Annotated in this window: 18 protein-coding genes; 8 read left to right on the top strand and 10 right to left on the bottom strand. The window is 35.4% G+C overall.

Annotated features, from left to right (window positions below; all coding sequences use genetic code 11):
• Nucleotides 1-10 precede the first annotated feature (10 nt).
• The 6 genes from MJG50_RS02110 (at nucleotide 11) to MJG50_RS02085 (ending at nucleotide 4,519) form a co-directional block, all read left to right on the top strand.
• Nucleotides 11-616 carry a methyltransferase gene (locus MJG50_RS02110; RefSeq protein WP_240252364.1) on the top strand — a complete coding sequence of 202 codons (606 nt, stop codon included), beginning with the start codon at nucleotides 11-13 and terminating at the stop codon, nucleotides 614-616.
• Between the two features lie 177 nt (nucleotides 617-793).
• A complete protein-coding gene (locus tag MJG50_RS02105; RefSeq protein WP_240252363.1) occupies nucleotides 794-940 on the top strand; it encodes a cytochrome c oxidase subunit 2A in 147 nt (48 codons plus the stop codon).
• Nucleotides 941-958: 18 nt separating this feature from the next.
• Complete coding sequence (locus MJG50_RS02100) at nucleotides 959-1,423, top strand: cytochrome c oxidase subunit II (protein ID WP_431307251.1); 465 nt, start codon at nucleotides 959-961, stop codon at nucleotides 1,421-1,423.
• Nucleotides 1,424-1,437: 14 nt separating this feature from the next.
• Nucleotides 1,438-3,126 carry a cbb3-type cytochrome c oxidase subunit I gene (locus tag MJG50_RS02095; protein WP_240252361.1) on the top strand — a complete coding sequence of 563 codons (1,689 nt, stop codon included), beginning with the start codon at nucleotides 1,438-1,440 and terminating at the stop codon, nucleotides 3,124-3,126.
• A 203-nt stretch (nucleotides 3,127-3,329) separates the two neighbouring features.
• Nucleotides 3,330-3,965, top strand: coding sequence for an SCO family protein (locus tag MJG50_RS02090; protein ID WP_240252360.1), 636 nt, complete (start codon nucleotides 3,330-3,332; stop codon nucleotides 3,963-3,965).
• Complete coding sequence (locus MJG50_RS02085; RefSeq protein ID WP_240252359.1) at nucleotides 3,962-4,519, top strand: hypothetical protein; 558 nt, start codon at nucleotides 3,962-3,964, stop codon at nucleotides 4,517-4,519. Before MJG50_RS02090 ends, MJG50_RS02085 begins: the two co-directional genes overlap by 4 nt.
• A gap of 51 nt (nucleotides 4,520-4,570) precedes the next feature.
• Here MJG50_RS02085 and MJG50_RS02080 read toward each other — a convergent pair whose 3' ends face one another.
• The 8 genes from MJG50_RS02080 to ilvB form a co-directional block, all read right to left on the bottom strand.
• Nucleotides 4,571-5,917 carry a DUF4026 domain-containing protein gene (locus tag MJG50_RS02080; RefSeq protein WP_240252358.1) on the bottom strand — a complete coding sequence of 449 codons (1,347 nt, stop codon included), beginning with the start codon at nucleotides 5,915-5,917 and terminating at the stop codon, nucleotides 4,571-4,573.
• Nucleotides 5,918-5,936: 19 nt separating this feature from the next.
• Nucleotides 5,937-6,932, bottom strand: a complete 996-nt coding sequence (locus MJG50_RS02075; RefSeq protein WP_240252357.1) for a hypothetical protein — start codon at nucleotides 6,930-6,932, stop codon at nucleotides 5,937-5,939.
• A 270-nt stretch (nucleotides 6,933-7,202) separates the two neighbouring features.
• Nucleotides 7,203-8,999: an HSP90 family protein gene (locus MJG50_RS02070; RefSeq protein ID WP_240252356.1), complete on the bottom strand. Its 1,797-nt coding sequence runs from the start codon at nucleotides 8,997-8,999 to the stop codon at nucleotides 7,203-7,205.
• A 259-nt stretch (nucleotides 9,000-9,258) separates the two neighbouring features.
• Nucleotides 9,259-12,303, bottom strand: coding sequence for an efflux RND transporter permease subunit (locus tag MJG50_RS02065; RefSeq protein ID WP_240252355.1), 3,045 nt, complete (start codon nucleotides 12,301-12,303; stop codon nucleotides 9,259-9,261).
• Between the two features lie 213 nt (nucleotides 12,304-12,516).
• Nucleotides 12,517-14,007 (bottom strand): peptide MFS transporter, encoded by a 1,491-nt coding sequence (locus MJG50_RS02060; protein WP_240252354.1) that lies wholly within the window; start codon nucleotides 14,005-14,007, stop codon nucleotides 12,517-12,519.
• 190 nt (nucleotides 14,008-14,197) lie between these two features.
• Complete coding sequence (locus tag MJG50_RS02055; RefSeq protein WP_240252353.1) at nucleotides 14,198-14,566, bottom strand: DoxX family protein; 369 nt, start codon at nucleotides 14,564-14,566, stop codon at nucleotides 14,198-14,200.
• 67 nt (nucleotides 14,567-14,633) lie between these two features.
• Nucleotides 14,634-15,011, bottom strand: a complete 378-nt coding sequence (locus tag MJG50_RS02050) for a DUF1360 domain-containing protein (protein ID WP_240252648.1) — start codon at nucleotides 15,009-15,011, stop codon at nucleotides 14,634-14,636.
• A 112-nt stretch (nucleotides 15,012-15,123) separates the two neighbouring features.
• Nucleotides 15,124-16,815 carry a biosynthetic-type acetolactate synthase large subunit gene (gene ilvB / locus MJG50_RS02045; RefSeq protein ID WP_240252352.1) on the bottom strand — a complete coding sequence of 564 codons (1,692 nt, stop codon included), beginning with the start codon at nucleotides 16,813-16,815 and terminating at the stop codon, nucleotides 15,124-15,126.
• 166 nt (nucleotides 16,816-16,981) lie between these two features.
• Between ilvB and MJG50_RS02040 the strand changes: the two genes are divergently transcribed.
• Together MJG50_RS02040 and MJG50_RS02035 are read left to right on the top strand one after the other, a co-directional pair.
• Nucleotides 16,982-17,482, top strand: a complete 501-nt coding sequence (locus tag MJG50_RS02040) for a hypothetical protein (protein WP_240252351.1) — start codon at nucleotides 16,982-16,984, stop codon at nucleotides 17,480-17,482.
• Between the two features lie 503 nt (nucleotides 17,483-17,985).
• Nucleotides 17,986-18,594 (top strand): transglutaminase-like domain-containing protein, encoded by a 609-nt coding sequence (locus tag MJG50_RS02035; RefSeq protein WP_240252350.1) that lies wholly within the window; start codon nucleotides 17,986-17,988, stop codon nucleotides 18,592-18,594.
• A gap of 166 nt (nucleotides 18,595-18,760) precedes the next feature.
• On the opposite strand, the gene MJG50_RS02030 is transcribed toward MJG50_RS02035, so the two are convergent.
• Nucleotides 18,761-18,937: an SE1832 family protein gene (locus MJG50_RS02030; RefSeq protein WP_240252349.1), complete on the bottom strand. Its 177-nt coding sequence runs from the start codon at nucleotides 18,935-18,937 to the stop codon at nucleotides 18,761-18,763.
• A gap of 55 nt (nucleotides 18,938-18,992) precedes the next feature.
• Complete coding sequence (locus MJG50_RS02025) at nucleotides 18,993-20,276, bottom strand: MFS transporter (protein ID WP_240252348.1); 1,284 nt, start codon at nucleotides 20,274-20,276, stop codon at nucleotides 18,993-18,995.
• Nucleotides 20,277-20,295: the final 19 nt, after the last annotated feature.

The raw sequence follows: 20,295 nt of genomic DNA, 5'->3' as shown, positions 1-20,295 counted from the left end.
GAGGAGTATCGTGAGCGAGAAATATGTGGATGCTTTGTTGAATATTAAGACAGTTGGAGAGCAGATGGGATTTTATAAAGCTACCTATTATCATCGGTATGAGCCAACTCCTTATCATGCGCTTGAGCATTTCTTTAATCATTATGAATTGAAAAGCAGTGATCGAATTGTTGATTTTGGATGTGGAAAAGGTCGAATGCTATTCTATATTCACTATCGATTTGGGGCAACTGTAACTGGTATAGAAATGAATGAAAGCTTGTATCAAGATGCAGTGAAAAATCAGATAAGATATGAAAGAAAGCATACAAATAGAAAAGGAGAAATCCAGTTTCAGTGCGTATATGCTGAGGAATATCGGATTAACCCAATGGATAACCGGTTTTATTTTTTTAATCCATTTTCGATTCAAATATTTATCAAGGTTATCAATCATATTTTACAATCAGTTGAAGAAACTCAACGTGAAGTTGATTTAATTTTTTACTATATATCAGAAGACTATATACACTACTTAGAAAATAGTACATCCTTCGAATTAAAAGAAGAAATCATTCTACCTGATCTATATGTAAATAATACCAATGAGCGCTTTTTAATTTATACTCTCACATAACAATTATTACTTTTACTACCCTATGAACGATTATGGGGTAGTTTTTTTAATTTTGTGGATTAATCTTTGTTCAATAATTTGTCACTATTCTCTTTATACCCTGTGATTCAGTTCACTTACTTGAGAACGATTACCAACTAATATGTAAGTATGAAATATATAAGGAGGTTGGTTTGGATGGGAACAAAGGTTAATCAGAAAGAAAAGTTAAGTGAAGAACACGAGGCTCCTTTGAAAGGAACATGGATTTCCGTAGGTGTTGTTGGGGCAGTGATACTTGCTACGTATATATTACTTTATGGGCTTTATATGGCGAGATTTTAGGGAGGGAAAGAAATGAAGATGATGCATAAGGACGAAAAAATATGGCTCACGCTAAGTTTTGGTATGATTATGATTTTCATGCTTGTAACAGGTTATCAAACCTTCGCATTAGAAATGGGACCACCAAGTAATATGGAAACAATCGATCCTCAAAAGGTGGATCAGACACCACCATTTGATAATCCGGGGATTAAACAGATTGGTGAAAATGAATATGAAGTTGTTATGACATTACAAATATTCAGCTTTACTCCAGCTAATATTGAGGTGCCTGCTGGTTCAACTGTTCATTTTATCATGACTTCTAAAGATGTTACACATGGTTTTCAAGTTGCAGGAACGAACTTAAATGCAATGGTTATGCCAGGGCATATTCAAAGAATTACTCAGAAGTTTGATAAAGCAGGCGAATATTTAGTGCTATGTAATGAATATTGTGGTGCTGGTCACCAATTAATGGGCACAACAATTACTGTTAAATAAAGGAGGGAAGTCTAATGGAAGCTGTAGTAGGACAATCAAAAACACTTAAAGAAAAAACAAATAAAGTTCTAGGAGTTAACCTTGCAGATGCTAAAATTTCAAAAGCATATTTATCAGTAGCATTTATCGCATTATTATTAGGTGGATTATTAGGGTTATTACAAGGTTTGAATCGTGCAGGTCTTCTTGAACTACCGAGCTGGCTTAATTACTATCAAGTATTAACAGCTCATGGACTCTTATTAGTAGTAGTATTATCAGCATTTTTTACAATCGGATATTTTTACGCTGGGATTTCACATACCCTAGGAGGACTTCTTCCGAAGGTTAGAATGATGGCATGGATCGGATTTTGGATGAAAATCGTTGGGCTTGTATTAGTTGTGATCCCAATCTTAATGAATAAAGCATCTGTTATGTATACATTCTATCCACCAATGGCAGCACATCCAGTATTCTATTTTGGATTGGTATTCGTTGTATTGGGTATATGGACACTAGCAACTGGGGCATTTATTCAAGTTGCAAACTGGAGAAAGAATCATAAAGGTCAGCACCTTCCAATATTCTCATTCTTTGCAACTGGAGTATTTATTCTATTAGTTGGTGCAACAGCATTTGTTGCATTCGAAGTACTATTCATGATTATTCCATGGGTACTTGGATGGACAGATACGATCAATGTAATGGTCGCTCGTACTTTATTCTGGGCTTTCGGACACACAGCAGTTAACATTTGGTATTTAACAGCGGTATCAGCATGGTATGTAATCGTACCAAAAATCATTGGCGGACGTCGTTGGAGTGACTTATTAACTCGTGTAGTTGTTATTGCTTTAGTTATCATGAATATCACTGGTGGATTCCACCATCAGATCGTTGACCCTGGTATTGAATTACCAGTTAAATTCATGCACGTATTCATGAGTTTGGCAATTGGTTTCCCATCATTAATGACAGCATTTGCTTTATTCGCAGTATTTGAACGTACAGGAAGAAGAAAAGGCGGAAAAGGTGCATTGGGTTGGTTGAAAAAGCTACCATGGGGTGATGTTCGCTTCCTAGCACCATTCATCGCAATGGTAGCATTCATTCCAGCTGGAGCTGGTGGTATTGCTCAAAGTACTAACCAATTAGACCAAGTAATTCATAATACAATGTGGGTTGTAGGACACTTCCATTTAACGCTTGGAATGTCAGTAGTTATGACTTTCTTCGGAATTAGTTATTGGTTAATACCACATTTATCTAATCGTGTATTGACACCGGGAATGAATAAATTAGGTGTTGTTCAAACAGTGATTTGGACAATTGGTATGACACTTATGTCAGTGACAATGCACTGGGTAGGATTATTAGGATCACCTCGAAGAACTTCATTCTCAACCTATTTTGATAACCCTACAGCCTTAAGCTGGAATCCGTTATTATTATGTGTTGGAATTGGAGCAACATTGTTACTAATCGCAGTCATTATCCAAGTATATGCAGTATTTAACATGATGTTCTTTGCACCAAAAGGAGAAACAGAATTCCCAATTGCTGAGGTAGAGGAAAATGCTTCTAAAACTCCATATTGGACTGAGCGTTGGGGACTATGGGTAGTTCTAATGATATTAGTAATCTCAATGGCATATGTATTGCCACTTACAGATATGATTGTCAATGCACCACCAGGGTCACCACCACAAAAGACTTGGTAAAAAGAAAAGCGGAAGCAGTTTGTTCAGAAACGAGAAAACTGGAAACTCCGACAAAGAGGCGTTTTTTGCCTCTGTAGGAGGAGTTGAAGTTTCTCGAGTTTCTAGCTGCTGTAGCTAGACAAATTAAATAAGAAAAGTAAAGAGATAGCTTGTTTGCACGGCTATCTCTTTATATTAAAAATCAGAAGTAGGATGTGATCGACATGATCAAAAATCACAATACATTTGCCATCATTATTGTTTTATTATTTGGATGTGCATTGTTCTATTCTGGAACCGATGGTTTTCGTGCATTCACAGAGGAGACTGCGAGGGTAAATCAATTAATCGAGACTAAACCACAATTCCCTAATGTAACATTTGAAGATAGCAAGGGACGGATGTATCCTATTTCTGAATTTGAAAATAAATATGTATTTATCACATTCTTATATACATCCTGTACAACAGTTTGCCCTCAGTTAGAAATAAATATGGCTCAAGTTTATAAGCAAATCCCAAGCAAGTATATCGGGAAGGATATTATGTTCTTAAGTATTAGCTTTGATCCCGAACGAGATGATCCAGCTACATTGGATCGATATAAGGACTATTTTAATGCAGACGGGGAAACGTGGAGGATGGCAAGAATTAGTGATCAAGCACAACTAGATGAATTATTAACGGAATTTGGCGTCATTGTCATCCCAGATCCTTACGGAAATTTCTCACATAATTCCGCATTTTATCTAGTTGATGGTAAGGGTAGTCTAGTTGATGTGATGGATTATACAAAAATTGATGAAGCTGCAGATAAAGTAATCAGTATTCTAGAGAAGGAAGAGGGGAATAAAAGATGAAGCAATCTCTTTATGGGCTTATTTTACTTATCATTTTAGCCCTCCCACCCGTCGCAAACTTTCTAGAATCAATCATGATTATTCATATGCATATGCAAATGCCCTTATTGGTTTTCTCTGGTTTCCTTATGGCACGTTTTTTTCAATTACGATTTCCATCGTTTTTCGAAAAATGGAATGGAACGGGAGTACCTGGAATTCTATTATTTATTATGATTATGATCTATTGGACCATCCCTAAAACAATGGACGAAACATTAAATGTTACAAGTATGGAAGTTTTTAAATTCTTTAGTTTACCATTTTTAGCAGGTATCCCATTACGTGATAGTTGGAAGAAACTCACGTCAAAAGGTAAGAATCTTGTTTTTCTATTTTTCACAATCAAATATTTTGCTATGGGATTAATATATGTAAATGTACCTGTACAATTATGTAATAACTACTTGCGGATTGATCAAATCACCCTTGGATGGGGATTTCTAACGACAGCAATTTGTATCGTGATTTATTTGGTATATGTAAATTTCACTGATAAATCAAAATATGAATAATGAAAGAAACCTTCTGGAATCAGTATTACACTGATTCAGAAGGTTTTTTTATTAACCAATAAATTGATATAAGTTACTAGGTGTAATCACATCTTCCCCAGCGTAAATTACCCAGTCAGTTAAATCTTCATAATTAAGTTCATAATGATTACCTTCCTGCATGTAATCAATATAATATGGTTGATTAATTAATAGACCAATAATCGTAGGTTCGGCAATGGTTTGCATGTCAAACCACATATGTTCTCTTTCTTCTCCATCATAAGGTATGCCAAACTTGGCTAAAAAGCGAAAATTCTCGTTTTCCTTTTCTAAGTTGAAAATGTTATCAAAATATCCAAAGCTATGTTTGGCATTAAATGAGATGCGAGCTGTTTCACTAGTTGTCTTATAATACATCAATTCTTGATCTTCAAATTCTTTGAAGAAGCATTCCATATATCCTTCTTCTTCCTTATACTCGAACAAGAGGCAAGATGGCTCCTGATGGTATTCATCGCGATCATTCATCCCACCAATAAATGTATAGCCTGAATCTATAGGTTGCAGATGAACTTCATCGTCCTCAATATCATTTAAATCAAATAAGTATGTCTTTTTACCAATATAAGCTAATCCTTCTTCCCAGGGAACAGCAATGACTTGGATATACCCTGAATTACTTTGTCCGACCGTTACCGGTTCATTAATGGATAGTTTACCATTTTCAATTGCATTATTAACAAACGTACTGAATAGATCAGGTATTCCATAATAGGAGGCAAGACGGTTTGGGATAATCAATTCTACTTCTGTTATGCCAGCCCTACTTAAACCATGTGTATGAAACCAATATTGTGAAGGTTCGTCTTGTTCGCCGCCTTCATAAATGGAATGAATCACATATAAATCTTGTATTTCTGGTAAAATATGATTCTCGATATGGTACTTTATATAGCTTCGTGATATGAGCTTTGTAGAAGCACTTAAATCTAACGTGAAAAGCATATCTGGAGCTAAGCGCCATAGAAACTCCAATTGATAGTAGAAATTACTTAAAACATCATCTGTGAATAATGTCCGAACAAAAATTTCAGAGCCATTGTACGCTTGGTGGAATACTTCCTCTGGTGTGGTTTGGTCCTGTCGATAGTATTGCTCATAGTGAACATCCTCATGTGGTAATTGAATATTAATTTCAAAAGGAGTTACCACATCATTTTCATTTAACTCTATTAAAATACTAGTCTCATCCTCATTAATTACCTTCACTTCAATTCCATTTTCAGCGATTGCTGAAATTCTTTCTTTTAAATGGTCCAAAGTTAATACTTCGGGAACAACGGCAATCAGGTCAGAAAATGTACGCTCTAATGTTCCTTCTTTAGCATTGCGGTATGAATTTGTTTGTACTTCCATCTTATCTCCTCTTTTCACTTTAATTGAGTGTAAATTGTTTAATTTCGTTTAAACGAGTTGTATAATAGCCATTTCCATGGCGAGTATCTAATTTTTGTGTGTATTCTTCTACCCAATTCATCCTTTTCACGTCATTTTTTTCGGCAAAGAGTGGATAGGCGGACTGCATGAACATAATTTTATCGATTGTTGTATCAATTTTCTCGATGATTTCAATATTTTCATTAAGGATTGTTTCAGCTTCCTGTTTTCGATTGGTTTTTAATAAATACAAAATGTATTCTCCGATTTCTTCAGCAAAGTCCCCTCTTTTAGCTACCAACTTATAGCCTTTTTTATAACACTTTTCTGCTGCCTCTTTTTTACCAATATGTAATAAGGAAAGTACCATATAACTGTAGGTGATATGCGGTACACTAGAACAGGTGAGCCTCTGGATCAGGAGAGGCTGGGCTAATTTATAAGCTTTGTCAACATCACCAGCATGTATATAGTAATCTACTTCACTGTCTAATTCACATGCACGACAATCAGACAAATGATCTGCGGAAGTCTCTTTCCATTTTTCATAATACGGCTCGGCTAATTCTATTTCTCCGCCCATTCTCAAGATCATTCTTAGTTTGGAATAATAATATGGTTTTAAAGAATAGTTTTTTGCTTTGAATTTTTCTTTCATATCAGCTTGTAGGGTCTCAATTTGTTCAATTGGAATTTCCGGGAATTTTAGAGCATATCCGATAATCCATTTATAGCGCCAAAATAAATCCTCTTCATCAATAATAGTTTCATCTGATTCATATTTGTGTATGAGCCAGCTGAATGCCTGCAAAGCCTTCTTAGGGTATCCGGTATCATGACACGTATCAATTAATTCAAAACGTGCAACAACTCCGGTCTCAATATCATTATGACTATCAGCTTCAAGGATGATTCTTTCAAGTAAAGGAATTCGTGCAAGATCTTCGTCTGCCATTTTTAATGCATCATCCAATAAATCTAAGTATTCCGCCATATGGATTCTCCTTATCTACGATCAAATGCGCCTTGGCGTATTTGCGCCCAGATTTTTTCGAGCTTGCTCGAAAAGCTTCCTTTAAAAATCTGAGGCATCCGCCGGAGGCTTTAGGCCCACACGATGTGGGTCACTCAGACGTTGCCACAGGATGTGGCGTTCTTAGTCTGAGTTCCTTAATTTCAGTCGGGGTTTGAACCCCACTGAATTGGAAACTGATTTGCATTCATCTCACCATATATAGAAGTGGGAGACTTCTGGTGAATAAAGTTAAATAAGTTCAAGCATATACAGTAAATTTCGATTCATCATTTCAAGTTCATTTTGCTTAAGAGGGTAATGACCTAATAATAATGCTTGAATATATAGGGTTTGAATTATTACAGCCAATTGTTCCGCTGTTTTACCAGATGTTAAGATTCTTTGGGTAAGGTGATTACTCAGGTTCAAATAAAGGATCGGTCTTTCTGGTTCCTCAGGCTGAAGTGACATGAGCAATTGATTAAATAATGAATTTGAAGCCTCAGCAATCCTTTCTAATTCCCGGTCCTCTTGTGACTGGTTGGAATGGATGAAGAGAGTAGGTAAGTGTATAGGCTCAAATCGTCTAATTTCAATATTTACCTTATATCGATCCATTTGTAAGTTCATTTCTTTTAAAATGTTTGAAAATGTTAATTCCTCATCTGTATCCAACTTTTGTAATGTTGCTGTCATTTCTAAGGGGTTAATAAACTGTAGATGTTGTTCAGGTAAGAGATTTTCAAGTTTATTTAAAATAAAGACATCATATGTATAGCCACCATTGACAAGCATCATTTGTTTGGCCCTAGCAATATCTTGAATTTGTCTAAATGCATCAACCGTTTCGGTATAATAAATAACCTTATGATTTTTAAAAATGGTTTGAAGTGATTGCTCACCGTCCAATGTTCTCATCGGTAAATATGGGTAAATGAATGATAGAAACTCTTCATCCTGGCTAGCCAATGCTTTGAAGTTTAAATAATGAATATGCATAAGCTTCGTTAACGTAACATCTGGTAGTGTAATAATATTTTTCTTAATCGCATTACCTAAGCTTTCAGAAACAAGTTCAAGTGCCTCATTTTTGAAAAAGTCTTCGCGTGATGCAACAGGACTTAGTTCATCGGTCCATAAAATACAATGGATGAATAATGCCCAATCTGGTAATATACTTTGGCAATCTTTTGTCACAAACATCCGGTTTAAAAATACTGCATTAGTCTTCTTTGCATTCATATGTATCGTATGTGGGACTATATAAGCAATACCGAAAGTTCGTCCAGTCTCATTTTCAATCAAAAAATAATCCTGATAATCCATTCCTAAAATATCCAAACCCAATTTTAAAACTTCTGAACGTGACATTTGATGCAGCTTTGTGTGTTCGGCAAATTGTTTACTCCAATGATTAAGCTCTTCTTCTACTCCAAGATGAGCAAGGGTGATGCTGGGCTCTAGTGATGAACCGTATTTCTTTAGAGTTTGCCGCAATGTTTTTTGATTGAAGCAATCACCAGGTAAATCATCGGCTTTTTTCTTTCTAATAAAAACTTGTGTTCCTGGTTCAAGTTGAACCTCATCTAGCTTGCGAATTAGATAGGTCCCATCAGATTTCCCACGCCATTCAATCGTTTCAAAGGTTTTTGCTGATGTAGTAACCATCACAATTTCCTCACTTACGATAAAACAGGAAAGTAATCCGATCCCAAATCGACCAATAAAATCAGTTCCACTATCTCCAAAGGTCTTTTCGCCCTTTGATGAGTTAGCAATCGTTGCAAGAAATTGATGGACCTCGTTTTCTGTTAGCCCCACACCATTATCCTCAAAAATAATGGTAGGAGATGATTCTGTGCTTTCTGTCAGGGAAACATAAATTCGTGGTGTGAAATCCTGATGAAGCCTTTTTCTTGCAGTAATTGCATCGTTTGCATTTTGTAATAATTCACGAATATAGACATCTTTTTCGTTGTATAAATGATTGGACAGAATATCAATCATTCCAGTCAAATGGACTTGGAAGCGAAGGTTTTCACTCATTATATTTTTCCTTTCATGTAGGTTTCACTAATTTGAACCTACTCAAACTCTTTTGTTTACAAATCATGACCTTTTCTACCAAACTATTACATTTATCTTATGAAAAAAAACAATGATATTCAATGCTTTCAACGAAAGACGCAACTTTTTACCTATAGAAGAATTATTGAGAGAGATGGATAGGAATTACTCTACCTAGATATTTGTTAAAATTAAAAAAACCTTCTGAAGAAACAGAAGGTTTAAAGTAATTATTCACTTATTGTTTCATTGCTGCTACCTCAGCATTGATTTGAGCCTTGTTTTTTCTTCGATTCGATTTTTGAGAGATTGTAAATAAACGGTATACAGCTGGAATCAAAACCAATGTAATAATTGTTGCAAACATAAGTCCTGATATAATCGCTGTTGCCATCGGTGCTTGATAATTTCCAGATGTTCCAGAAGCTAGAGCTAAAGGTAGCATTCCGCCTACTGTGGTTAGTGTTGTCATGAAGATAGGACGTATTCGATTTTTTCCTGCTTCAATTAAAGCAATTTCAACACTATCTCCTTCCTTGCGAAGTTGGTTAGTCCGATCAATTAGTAGAATAGCATTATTAAGGACGATTCCAATTAACATTACGATGCCCATTCCAGACATAATACTTAACTCCATTTGGGTAATGAATAACCCTAAAATAACGCCAATAATCGTAATCGGGATAATCGACATCACGATTAATGGGTGTCCTAAATGGTTAAATTGAACGGCCATTACGAGATATACAAGGAATAATGCAATTGCAAAAATCATGATCATATCATTCATTAATTCTTGCTGCTGTTCCAAGTCTCCTGCTAAAGAAACCGTATAGTCTGCTGGTGTATTAAAATCCTCTATTAGTTTTTGGACATCACGATTTACTGCTCCAAGATCTCTTTCTTCAATATCTGCTGAAATTGAAATGTAACGTTCTCCATCAATATGGCTAATATTATTTGGTGCGGATACAGTTAGTAATTCAATAAATTGAGATAGTTTTTCCTCACCGTTAATCGTAGGGATATTTAAATCCAAAAGTTCAGATTTTGTACCAGGTTTTCCTCCAGATTTTATGTTGATAGGTATATCTTCACCATTCATCGACATAAATTCGAATGGTATTTCAAGAAATGATTGTTCAATAAACTGTTTCAATTGGATTTCGGTAAGACCGGCTTCTTCAATCGCATTTGGTTTTAACACAATTAATTGTTCTTCGGACGTCCGTTGGATTGAGTTTGAGATCCCGACAATTCCGTCAATTTCTTGTAATTTTTGAATAAAATCTTCTGAGATTGTTTGTAATTCATTGAAGTCTTTCCCTTTAATATTGACTTGAACAGGAAGACCTCTACCCGCATTCATTGCTGTTTGTACACTTATAACTGGCTCAGTTTCTTGAAGTGAACGTAAAGATTTGAGAATTTCTTCATTTACTACCTTTTGTTCTTTGATGATTTCGTCACCAGTAGTCATATTAATGATAGAGTACAGGGCACCACCATTTTCCATGACATAGTTTGATTTTACATCTTGAATTCCTTGTAGTTTGTTATTTATACTTTGGACGAGTTTTTCCTTATCTTCGACTGACAGTCCTGGTTCTGTATTTACCATTAATTCAGTATAACGATTAAACATATCAGGCATAATGGTCATCGGTATTTTTGAGACAAGAAACCCTGAACCGACTAACATGATGAGAAAGGACATAATAACAGCAACGCAACGACGTTTTTTCATAATTACCCACGAAATGATTTTACTATACGCTTTAAGGAACATTCCTTCTTTTGAGACTTTATTTGGTTTGCGTAGCTTCATAAATTTCTCAGCTAATGAAGGGATTAATGTAAAGGCTACAATCACTGAACTTATCAGTGTTATAGCAACAACAACAGATAACATGATCATGTATTGTCCCATATCCCCACCAATTAATCCGATTGGCAGAAACACAACAATTGTCGTTAACATTGACGAAATAACGGCTGAAGCAACTTCTTTCGTCCCTACTAAAACTGCATCAAGCTTTGTTAATCCTTGCTCTTTCTTTTTATAGATCGATTCTAATATGACGATTGAAGAATCAACCATCATCCCGATACCAAGTCCAAGTCCAATCATTGTCAATATATTTAAACTGTAATCAAATAGCCATATGGTTGCGAATGTAAGTAAAACAGAGGCTGGTATTGAGAGACCAATAATAAATGTTGCTTGTAGATTTCGTAAAAAAAGTAAAAGAATAATAATCGCAATGACTCCACCAATTAATATATTACTTTTTATTCCATCAATGGCTTCTTCAACGTAGTCAGCCTGAGCGACTACTTCATTTAATTCAAAACCTTTTAATTGATTTTCATTGCGAATCTTTTTAATTTCTTCCCGTACGGCATTTGCCATTTCGATTTGTGACACATCTGATGTTCGCCCAATCTGTATCAAAATAAAATCCTTCGTTCCATTTTTCCAAACATAGGAGGAATTTTCTAATGGCTGCAATGAAACATTAGCGATTTCCTCTAAAAGAATAGAACCAGTTTGAGTATGAATTTTAATATTTTTGACATCATCAATATTTGTTAATTTTGTATTCCAGCGAAGAGATGGAGAATCTTTATCACTGCTTAACTCTCCCAATGTTGATTCACGATTAGCTTGCTGAATGTCACCAATTACTTGAGCAGGATTTAGCCCGTATTTTTGCAATTGATCATGATTAAGTTGAATGATAAGTTCATGCTCCAAAATACCTGTTAATTGTACATCTCTTACTTCGGGAAGCTCTTCTAATTTTGGTTCGATCACATTTTTAGCGAATTTAGTCATTTGATCCATGTCCCCACCGGAAACATCCATGAAAAATTCATAACCAGGACTACCACCGTACTGTTCGGCAACGACATTTGTGATTCCTGAAACTTCACTTTTCATGGAAATAACAATGGCTTCCACTTCTTTAAAAAGTTCTTCCCCTTTTCCTTGATCAAAGATTATTTGAAGAACACTACTCCCAATATTTGTTGTTGAGCTAATACCTTCAACTCCATCAATTCCCTGAATTTTCTGCTCTATGGGAGTTGTTATCAATCTTTCAACTTCAATAGCTGACATTTGACCGGCACTAATTTCGATATAAGCTCCGTCCATTTTAACGGTTGGAATCATCTCTTTGTCTAACTTGAAAATTGAGTAGCTCCCAAGCATCACGACTAGGACGAGTAAAAGTCCTATTAAAATCTTTCTTTGTACAATAAATTTAATTACGTTCACAATCATTCTCCTTTTCCTAAATAGTCTTATTCTAGGCAAGATTTTCCACATCTGCTATCTATCTTACCGATTGAATACCCGAACCTATAAGGAGCTAGAGATATATTTTTCACTAAGGCTCGAGGCTTAGAACAATATGGAAAAGCAAGGAGGAGGACCTATGTTTATAAATAAAAAAAGCCTGACCATTATGGTCAGGCTGATATTATAACTCTATTTTATACCCTTCATAAAGCTTTGAATTTTTGGTGAGATGATGAAGAGAATAATCGCAAGTACGATTGAAGCTCCACCAATTACACCGAAGTAAACCATTTCTGTTTCAGGTGTATAGAATTTAACAATTTGTGCATTGATTGCTTGTGCAGCTGCATTTGATAAGAACCATAAACTCATTGTTTGAGCAGTGAATGCAGCAGGTGCTAATTTTGTAGTAGCAGAAAGTCCTACTGGTGATAAGCATAATTCACCAAGAACGACAATGAAATAACTTAATACTAGCCATAGTGGGCTAACTAAAGAATCAGATCCCCCAAAATACGCAGGAAGAAGAATAACTAGGAATGACAAACCAGCAAATAATAATCCGAATGAGAATTTTTTCGGAATTGATGGCTGGCGTTTACCAAGCTTCATCCAAAACCATGCAAATACAGGTGCTAATGTAATGATAAATAGTGGGTTCAATGATTGAAACCATGCTGGTGAAATATGAATACCAGCAAAATCTAGTTGTGTACGTTTATCTGCATAATTTGCAAGGATAGTTGATCCTTGTTCTTGTATTGCCCAGAACATAATTGCAGCAATAAATAGCGGAATATAGGCAATGAGTCTAGAACGTTCAACAGCAGTAGTTTTCGGACTGCGATACATCACAACAAAATACATCGTTGGGATTAAGATTCCTAATATACCGATAAGTGCAATGAATGATTTAAATGTAAGAAGTCCTGTTGGAATAGCGATTGCAATTAATATTGCTAAAATGACGATTCCTAAACCAATCATGGTGTAAACCTTTTTCTTTTCTGATGGAGATAGAGGATTCGCCACGATTGTACCAGCAAGGCCTAAATTTTTCTTCTTAGTTAATAAGAAAAGTAATAAACCAAAGAACATACCGATAGCTGCAATACCGAAGCCTAAGTGGTAATCAGTTTCTGCTACCTTACCTACGATTAATGGAGATATGAAAGCTCCAAGATTAATACCCATGTAGAAAATACTGAAACCTGAATCTCTACGTTGGTCTTCTTCGCTATAAATATCACCGACAACAGTAGAGACATTCGGTTTTAGTAAGCCTGTACCAATAACGATGAGGAACATAGAGATAAAGAACATCGTGATATTTCCTGGAATAGCTAGGACAATATGACCAAACATAATAAAGATACCGCCATAAAATACTGCTCTTGAGGTACCGAATATTCGATCAGCAAGCCAGCCTCCAATAATTCCGGACATGTATACGAGTGAACCATAGATTGACATAATGGAAAGTGCTAAGGTTTCATCGAGTCCTAATCCACCATCAGAGACTTTGTCATACATATAAAATACGAGAATTGCTCTCATACCATAGTACGAGAAACGCTCCCAAAATTCAGTAAAGAATAATGTGAAAAGCCCTTTAGGATGTCCGAAGAATCCTTTCTGAGGAACGCTTGCCACAATTTTCTGTTTATTTAGGTCTGACATGTTACAACCTCCCTTTGTTATATTAATATAATACGTAACAATAGTTTGTTTTGTCAAAATATTTTTTTCAACCAATTTCTAGAAGGTTTGTATTTTTATAGTTCGAAAAAATATTTATTTTGAAATAATATTTTAATTCAAAAAAATAGCCAAATTGCAAATTTGCAATCTGGCATTTTAGGGTGATCAATTATCTATGAGGGTTTCGATATAAAATAATGAGTAATGCAAGCATAACAATGTCAATCCTTGCAGCAAATGCAAATTCAAAAAAACCAGAATGAAGCATCGGTATTTTGGCAAATAGAAGAGCACCAATCATGATGATAATTAATGGAATGGTGGCATTCTTTACCTCTTTATTCACCATAATCAATGCCCCACAAAGAACTTCAAGAATGGCCACAAGATACATCATATATTGTGGATAGGGTAGGATCTCTAAACTGATGAAAAAATTACCTAATTCCGGGCTCAATACAATCATCATTCCAGAAATAATAAAAACATAAGCAACTACATAACGAATAAGCTTATAAGTTGAAAGTTTGGTATTCATACTAATATCCCCCTTTATTAAACTGTATGAATAACGGGGGACAAACTTTCACTAAAAAGTTGCAAAGTTATTGTTGTTTGCTCTGTTTTATTTGTTCAGCATACATTTCTGTTTTCTTAATATTGACTCCGACAAAGGTTTCTAAAATAGCTTGGCCGCCTGCAATTGATAAAATGAAAATAAGATATTTAGCAATAGAGGGTATAAAGATGTACATAGTACCAAGAAATATTGCTGACCAAATACCTGTACACCAGTAACATGTAAGAAGATATCCGAAAATTGATTTTGGCACTTTTTTGGTTTCATTTGACCGGGTTTTCTCCTTTTTTAAAAAGGGATCTCGTAAAGGTTCGGTTATTTTATCAAAGACAATTAAATGCGTTAACCGATAACTCGCCAGTATGATCATTCCTAAAGTTAATAAAGATACTTCCACAAGGATATTCTCCTTACTTGTTTTTTTACATTTTTACCTAAAAGATTAGATATTATTTTATTCATCAAAAAAAGCCCTCTACAGAGGACAAAATAATTGTGTTGCTCTAGTATAAAGTCTATTCTTTGGATAATAAGGTCTGATGATTATTATGGTTTGGTGGGACCATCGGAAATACATTTTCCTCCTCAACTACATTAAATTCCATTAGAACAGGGCCTTGAAGGTTGAACGCTTCGATAATGATTTGCTTGGCTTCTTCTTCAGTTTGTGCTTTAAAGCCAACAGCTCCATATGAGTCAGCAAGCTTCACAAAGTCCGGAGATGAAATTTTTACAGAGGAATACCTCCCATTGAAAAAAAGCTGCTGCCATTGACGAACCATACCCAAATATCCGTTGTTCAAAATCGCAATCTTAATAGGGAGTTGATATTTCACGATCGTGATTAATTCTTGCAAATTCATTTGAAAACTGCCATCACCTGATACACATATGACTTGCTCCGTTGGACGTGAAATAGCAGCACCAATCGCTGCTGGAAGTCCATAGCCCATTGTACCTAATCCACCAGATGTAAGTAGAGTCCTAGGATTTTTAAATTTATAATTATGTGCAGTCCAAATTTGATGCTGTCCAACATCCGTAACGACTAATGCAGAATCATCTGAGTATCGGTCAATCATCTGAATCACTGTTTGCGGACTCAAAATGCTATTGGATTTATCAAATCTTGGAACAGTTCGTTTCCATTCAGTCGCTTCATTTACCCAGTTTTTAGTATTATAATTTACCTTTTGATGATCGATATGATTGTGTAACCAGCTTAAAAATGCCTTTGCATCTGAAACAATCGGTAAATCAACTTGAAGTATTTTGTTTAATTCCGACTCGTCAATATCAACATGTATTATTTTTGATTTAGGAGAAAAACCACTTATTCTGCCAGTCACTCGATCACTAAAACGCATTCCAATGCTGATTAATAAATCACATTGATGAACAGCTTTATTAGCTGCATATGTTCCGTGCATACCTAGCATTCCTAAAAATAAACGGTCAACTGTGCTATATGCACCTATTCCCATTAATGTAGTAACAACAGGGATTTGGCATTGTTGAACAATCTTATGTAGAACCTCAGATGCTCCTGAAATAATGGTTCCACCACCGATCAGAAAAACTGGTTTTCTAGCGGTTTCTATAAACTCCAAGGCTCTACATAATTCGCTTTCATTTTTCAATGATTGTAAAAATGGTTCAGCCAAATTGAAGTCGTTTGAAACGTACTTTTGATGTTTAGGAGCCATATTTGTTGAAATTTCTATTAGCACTGGCCCAGGTCTACCGTTTGCAGCAAGATGATATGCCTGATGAATGATTAATGGTAAATCGTCGGTGTTCTCAACTGTAAAAATATGCTTTGTAATTGGTGTTGCCATACCGATAATATTCAAATCATCAAATGCATTTTTACTTGAATGAATTGGAAAAAGTGGTCCTGAGATAATTAATAATGGGACTGAATCGCTATAAGCAGTTGCAATACCAGTTATTCCATTTGTTAAGCTTAATGATGTCCCTAATAGTACGACCCCAGGCTTCCCACTAGCTCTTGCAAATCCATCTGCTGCATGAACGGCTGCTTGTTCATGCCTTAATTGAATATAGTCGACATTTGGGTTCCGATCACAATAGAAAGAAATTAAACTTTCCTCTTGGCATCCAAATACACTTTTAACTCCTATAGAAGAAATTGATTCCATAATCATTTTTGAATTGATTCTAGCCTCTAACAAAGACGTAGCCATTTTATCACCTGTTTTCCATTTTAGGACTATTTTAAATAATCTGATACGTAAAGTCTGTGAAGTAAATCATACTTTAGATTAAAAATTCAGAAAAATTGAACTGTAGAGTACAAATAATATGGTAAAATTTATAAAAGTTAATTACTGGGAATAGGTGAATGAAACTATGAAATTATCGAAAAAACTAGTCATGATGATGATTGCAATTGCTTTACCAGTTACCTGCTTTTTATTTCTCTACGACTTCCCTAAGAAAATCAATCAGGATTTTAATGCATTTCAGTATATGGCGGAAGATGCTAATAGTGGTGAGACCTTGAAAGTGTCTGTTATTGGAACGTATAAGAGGCCATTATTTCGAGATCCGGTATTCACAGGGAAAATGATCATTGATAAATATGACTTTACCAAGACATATGAGCTTATAGATGTTGGATTTTTTCAACATGAGGGAGGGAAGATGGGAGCATTGGCATATACATCGACTCATGAAGGAAAGACTGACTTAGTGTTGTTAGGTATGATTGCCATTGATGATGATTTTAATGGTTTTACGATTTTACTTAATGAGAATGATGGAATGCAAATAGAAAGTGATTTTCGAATAGCTGCACCGGCTACGAATTATGATGAAGCCTTACAAATAGAAAACGATACATTAAAGTAATGAGAATATAAAATGCGAGGGGACTATGTTTCATTTAAAGTACGAAAACTGAGGGTAGATTCGTATAGAAATTAGGAGGAGATATTCCTGCTAACGTATAGAGAAGAGGCCTAAGTAGCAGATATAAGCGGAGAAATTCCTGCTAATGTATAGTGGGAGGCCTAAGTAGCAGAAATAGGCGAAGAATTTCCGGCTAACTCTGCTATATTGGTCAAAAACCAATGTTTTCGATGATATAAGAGGAAAAACTTCCTTTATTTTTAAGGAAATATGGGTATTTCACAATTTAAACGGAAATTTTCCTTTTATTTTTTTCAACTTTCAGTTAAAACAGGACCAAAACTGATTCATTAGCAAGAAAGTGTATTTCTTTCTTATATTTTGCATCTTCCAAACTGTGCAAGTACCATTTAATTTCTTAATGCTAGTAGTTGATGTAAATCACAGATTTATTCTCTTTCAATCTATTATAATTTAGTTAAAAGATTGTTGGAGGATTGATTATGCAATTGGTGATTTGTAATTCTGATTTACAATCTTATGTAGAAGAGACAAGCATTATTAATTTCAGCCATCCAAAGATTGAGGAGAAAATAAGAGAGTTTCAAAAGGTGGGGAAGACAAAACAGGAACGAGCTGAAGCTGCTTTCTGTTTTGTGAGGGATGATATCCAGCATTCCTTTGATATAAGCAGTGATTTAATTACAATCTCAGCATCAGATACGTTAGAACATCGTGAGGGAATATGCTTTGCAAAAGCTCATTTGCTAGCGGCCTTTTTAAGGGGAATGGGAATACCAACTGGGTTTTGCTATCAGCGGGTTACAAGAAAGGGAACTCCTGACTCTGGTTATGCCCTGCATGGATTAAATGCCGTTTATTTTGATGATATTGATAAATGGTTTCGCGTGGACCCACGAGGCAACAAGCCTGGAGTAACATCAGAATTCAGTATCGCTCCTGAAAAATTAGCCTACCCAATTCGAACAGAACTTGGTGAGATTGATTATCCATATGTTTATAGTGAACCATTGGAGAATGTCGTAGTCTCGATGCAACAATCGGTAGATTGCAAGGAACTCTTTTTTAAACGGCCAGAGCAAATTTTATAAAGTACACAAAAATTCAGGTACTATCTTACACCTAAGTATGTTTTAAGCCTTCCGATTTACTTTCTCTATGCTGGTTAATCGAACCTCATAAAGGCTTGTTCAAGTAAATTCGGAAGGCATATTATATTTTAAGAAAAAAGAGTTGCAGGTCTAGACCTCGCAACTCTTACAGTTCATTTAGCATTTTTCTTAACGAGCTTAATTCTACTTCAAGTTCAGCGATTTGTTTTTCTAATGGAGAGATATTGCCGTTCACTGAATCCATTTTTTCTAAATCATTTTGCAGACGAATGTAGTCAAGCTTAAGCTCTTGGATTTTATATTCGATCTCTTTCTTATCCATATTCGATACCTCATTTCCAAAATATCTATTAATCCATTATAACATTGAAAATGGGTTAATTTGCATGGATTGAGTTATCGCCGTTAATTGAAGTGGACTTACTTTCAGGAACAAAGGCTAGAATGATGATTCCGATAATAAATAAAATGACTAAGCTAAATACACCCATATTTGTATTCCCAGTAATTTGGGCGGTTACTCCTACTAATAACGGTCCCATTATTGAGGCGAACTTTCCAAAAATGTTGTAAAAGCCAAAAAATTCATTCGCATTTTCCTTCGGCACAAGCTTACCAAAATAGGAGCGACTTAACGCTTGTATCCCACCTTGAGACGTTGCAACGAGCATCGCTAGTATCCAGAAGTCCATTGTTGTTTTTAAGAAATAAGCATAAATACATACGATGATATAGACGATAATTCCGACATAGAGCATTTTTTTTGCTGTGAATTTTTGTGCTAATCTCCCGTATAGCATTGCAAAAGGTGCTGCTACTACTTGTGAGACGAACAAGACAATTAATAAGCTTGTTGAATTTATACCTAAATCGGTACCATATGCAGTCGACATAGAGATTACTGTTCCCACACCGTCAATATAAAAGAAATAAGCTAATAAAAATAGAAATAGTGCACGATACTTTCGGATTTCTTTAAATGTTTTTCCAAGTCGCTTGAAGCTATTTACAACAGGGTTTGGCTCACGATTAATGTAATAGCGTTGGTGGACATTTTTAAATAATGGAATCGCAAACAAACCCCACCAAATAGCAGTAATTAGAAATGCGATTTTGCTGGCGATATTTGTCGAGAGTGGTATCATTTCTTTTGTAGCTAAAAGGATAATGGCAATACTTATAAGAAAAGGAATGGTGCTTCCTATGTAGCCTAGTCCAAAACCACGAGCTGAGACACGGTCCATTCGATCTTCCGTAGTAACATCAACAATAAAAGCATCATAAAAAATATTCGCACCCGTAGACCCTAGTGCAGCAAATGTATAACAAATTAATAGAAGCAGCCAATTGTCACTTGGAATAAATGCAAGTGCTGCAGTTGCGGCAACCCCTAATGCAAAAAAGAAGGTGAAAAATTTCTTTTTATACCCTTGATAATCAGCAATTGTACCGAGAATTGGGCCAAGCATTGCTAAAATAAAGGTGAAAATAGCAATCGTATACCCTAGATATGCAGTTGAATCAGAGGCGCTAACCCCAGCATTTGTTGCAGCTGCTTTATAGAAAAGTGGAAATACTGCTGTTGTAATAATAATCGAGTATGCCGAATTTGCCCAATCATAGAGCATCCAGCTATTTTCCTCTTTGGAAAAAAGTTTCATAAATGTACCTCCCTATTAA

The organism is Fredinandcohnia quinoae (assembly GCF_022427965.1).
Classification (GTDB): Bacteria; Bacillota; Bacilli; order Bacillales; family Bacillaceae_L; genus Ferdinandcohnia; species Ferdinandcohnia quinoae.
This window is presented reverse-complemented; position numbering and strand designations above follow the sequence as displayed.

What these genes read in the sequence shown, in the direction of transcription:
- MJG50_RS02105 (WP_240252363.1), top strand. Translation starts at nt 794, where the DNA reads ATGGGAACAAAGGTTAATCAGAAAGAAAAGTTAAGTGAAGAACACGAG.
- MJG50_RS02100 (WP_431307251.1), top strand. Translation starts at nt 959, where the DNA reads ATGATGCATAAGGACGAAAAAATATGGCTCACGCTAAGTTTTGGTATG.
- MJG50_RS02095 (WP_240252361.1), top strand. Translation starts at nt 1,438, where the DNA reads ATGGAAGCTGTAGTAGGACAATCAAAAACACTTAAAGAAAAAACAAAT.
- MJG50_RS02090 (WP_240252360.1), top strand. Translation starts at nt 3,330, where the DNA reads ATGATCAAAAATCACAATACATTTGCCATCATTATTGTTTTATTATTT.
- MJG50_RS02085 (WP_240252359.1), top strand. Translation starts at nt 3,962, where the DNA reads ATGAAGCAATCTCTTTATGGGCTTATTTTACTTATCATTTTAGCCCTC.
- MJG50_RS02080 (WP_240252358.1), bottom strand. Translation starts at nt 5,917, where the DNA reads ATGGAAGTACAAACAAATTCATACCGCAATGCTAAAGAAGGAACATTA.
- MJG50_RS02075 (WP_240252357.1), bottom strand. Translation starts at nt 6,932, where the DNA reads ATGGCGGAATACTTAGATTTATTGGATGATGCATTAAAAATGGCAGAC.
- MJG50_RS02070 (WP_240252356.1), bottom strand. Translation starts at nt 8,999, where the DNA reads ATGAGTGAAAACCTTCGCTTCCAAGTCCATTTGACTGGAATGATTGAT.
- MJG50_RS02060 (WP_240252354.1), bottom strand. Translation starts at nt 14,007, where the DNA reads ATGTCAGACCTAAATAAACAGAAAATTGTGGCAAGCGTTCCTCAGAAA.
- MJG50_RS02055 (WP_240252353.1), bottom strand. Translation starts at nt 14,566, where the DNA reads ATGAATACCAAACTTTCAACTTATAAGCTTATTCGTTATGTAGTTGCT.
- ilvB (WP_240252352.1), bottom strand. Translation starts at nt 16,815, where the DNA reads ATGGCTACGTCTTTGTTAGAGGCTAGAATCAATTCAAAAATGATTATG.
- MJG50_RS02040 (WP_240252351.1), top strand. Translation starts at nt 16,982, where the DNA reads ATGAAATTATCGAAAAAACTAGTCATGATGATGATTGCAATTGCTTTA.
- MJG50_RS02035 (WP_240252350.1), top strand. Translation starts at nt 17,986, where the DNA reads ATGCAATTGGTGATTTGTAATTCTGATTTACAATCTTATGTAGAAGAG.
- MJG50_RS02030 (WP_240252349.1), bottom strand. Translation starts at nt 18,937, where the DNA reads ATGGATAAGAAAGAGATCGAATATAAAATCCAAGAGCTTAAGCTTGAC.
- MJG50_RS02025 (WP_240252348.1), bottom strand. Translation starts at nt 20,276, where the DNA reads ATGAAACTTTTTTCCAAAGAGGAAAATAGCTGGATGCTCTATGATTGG.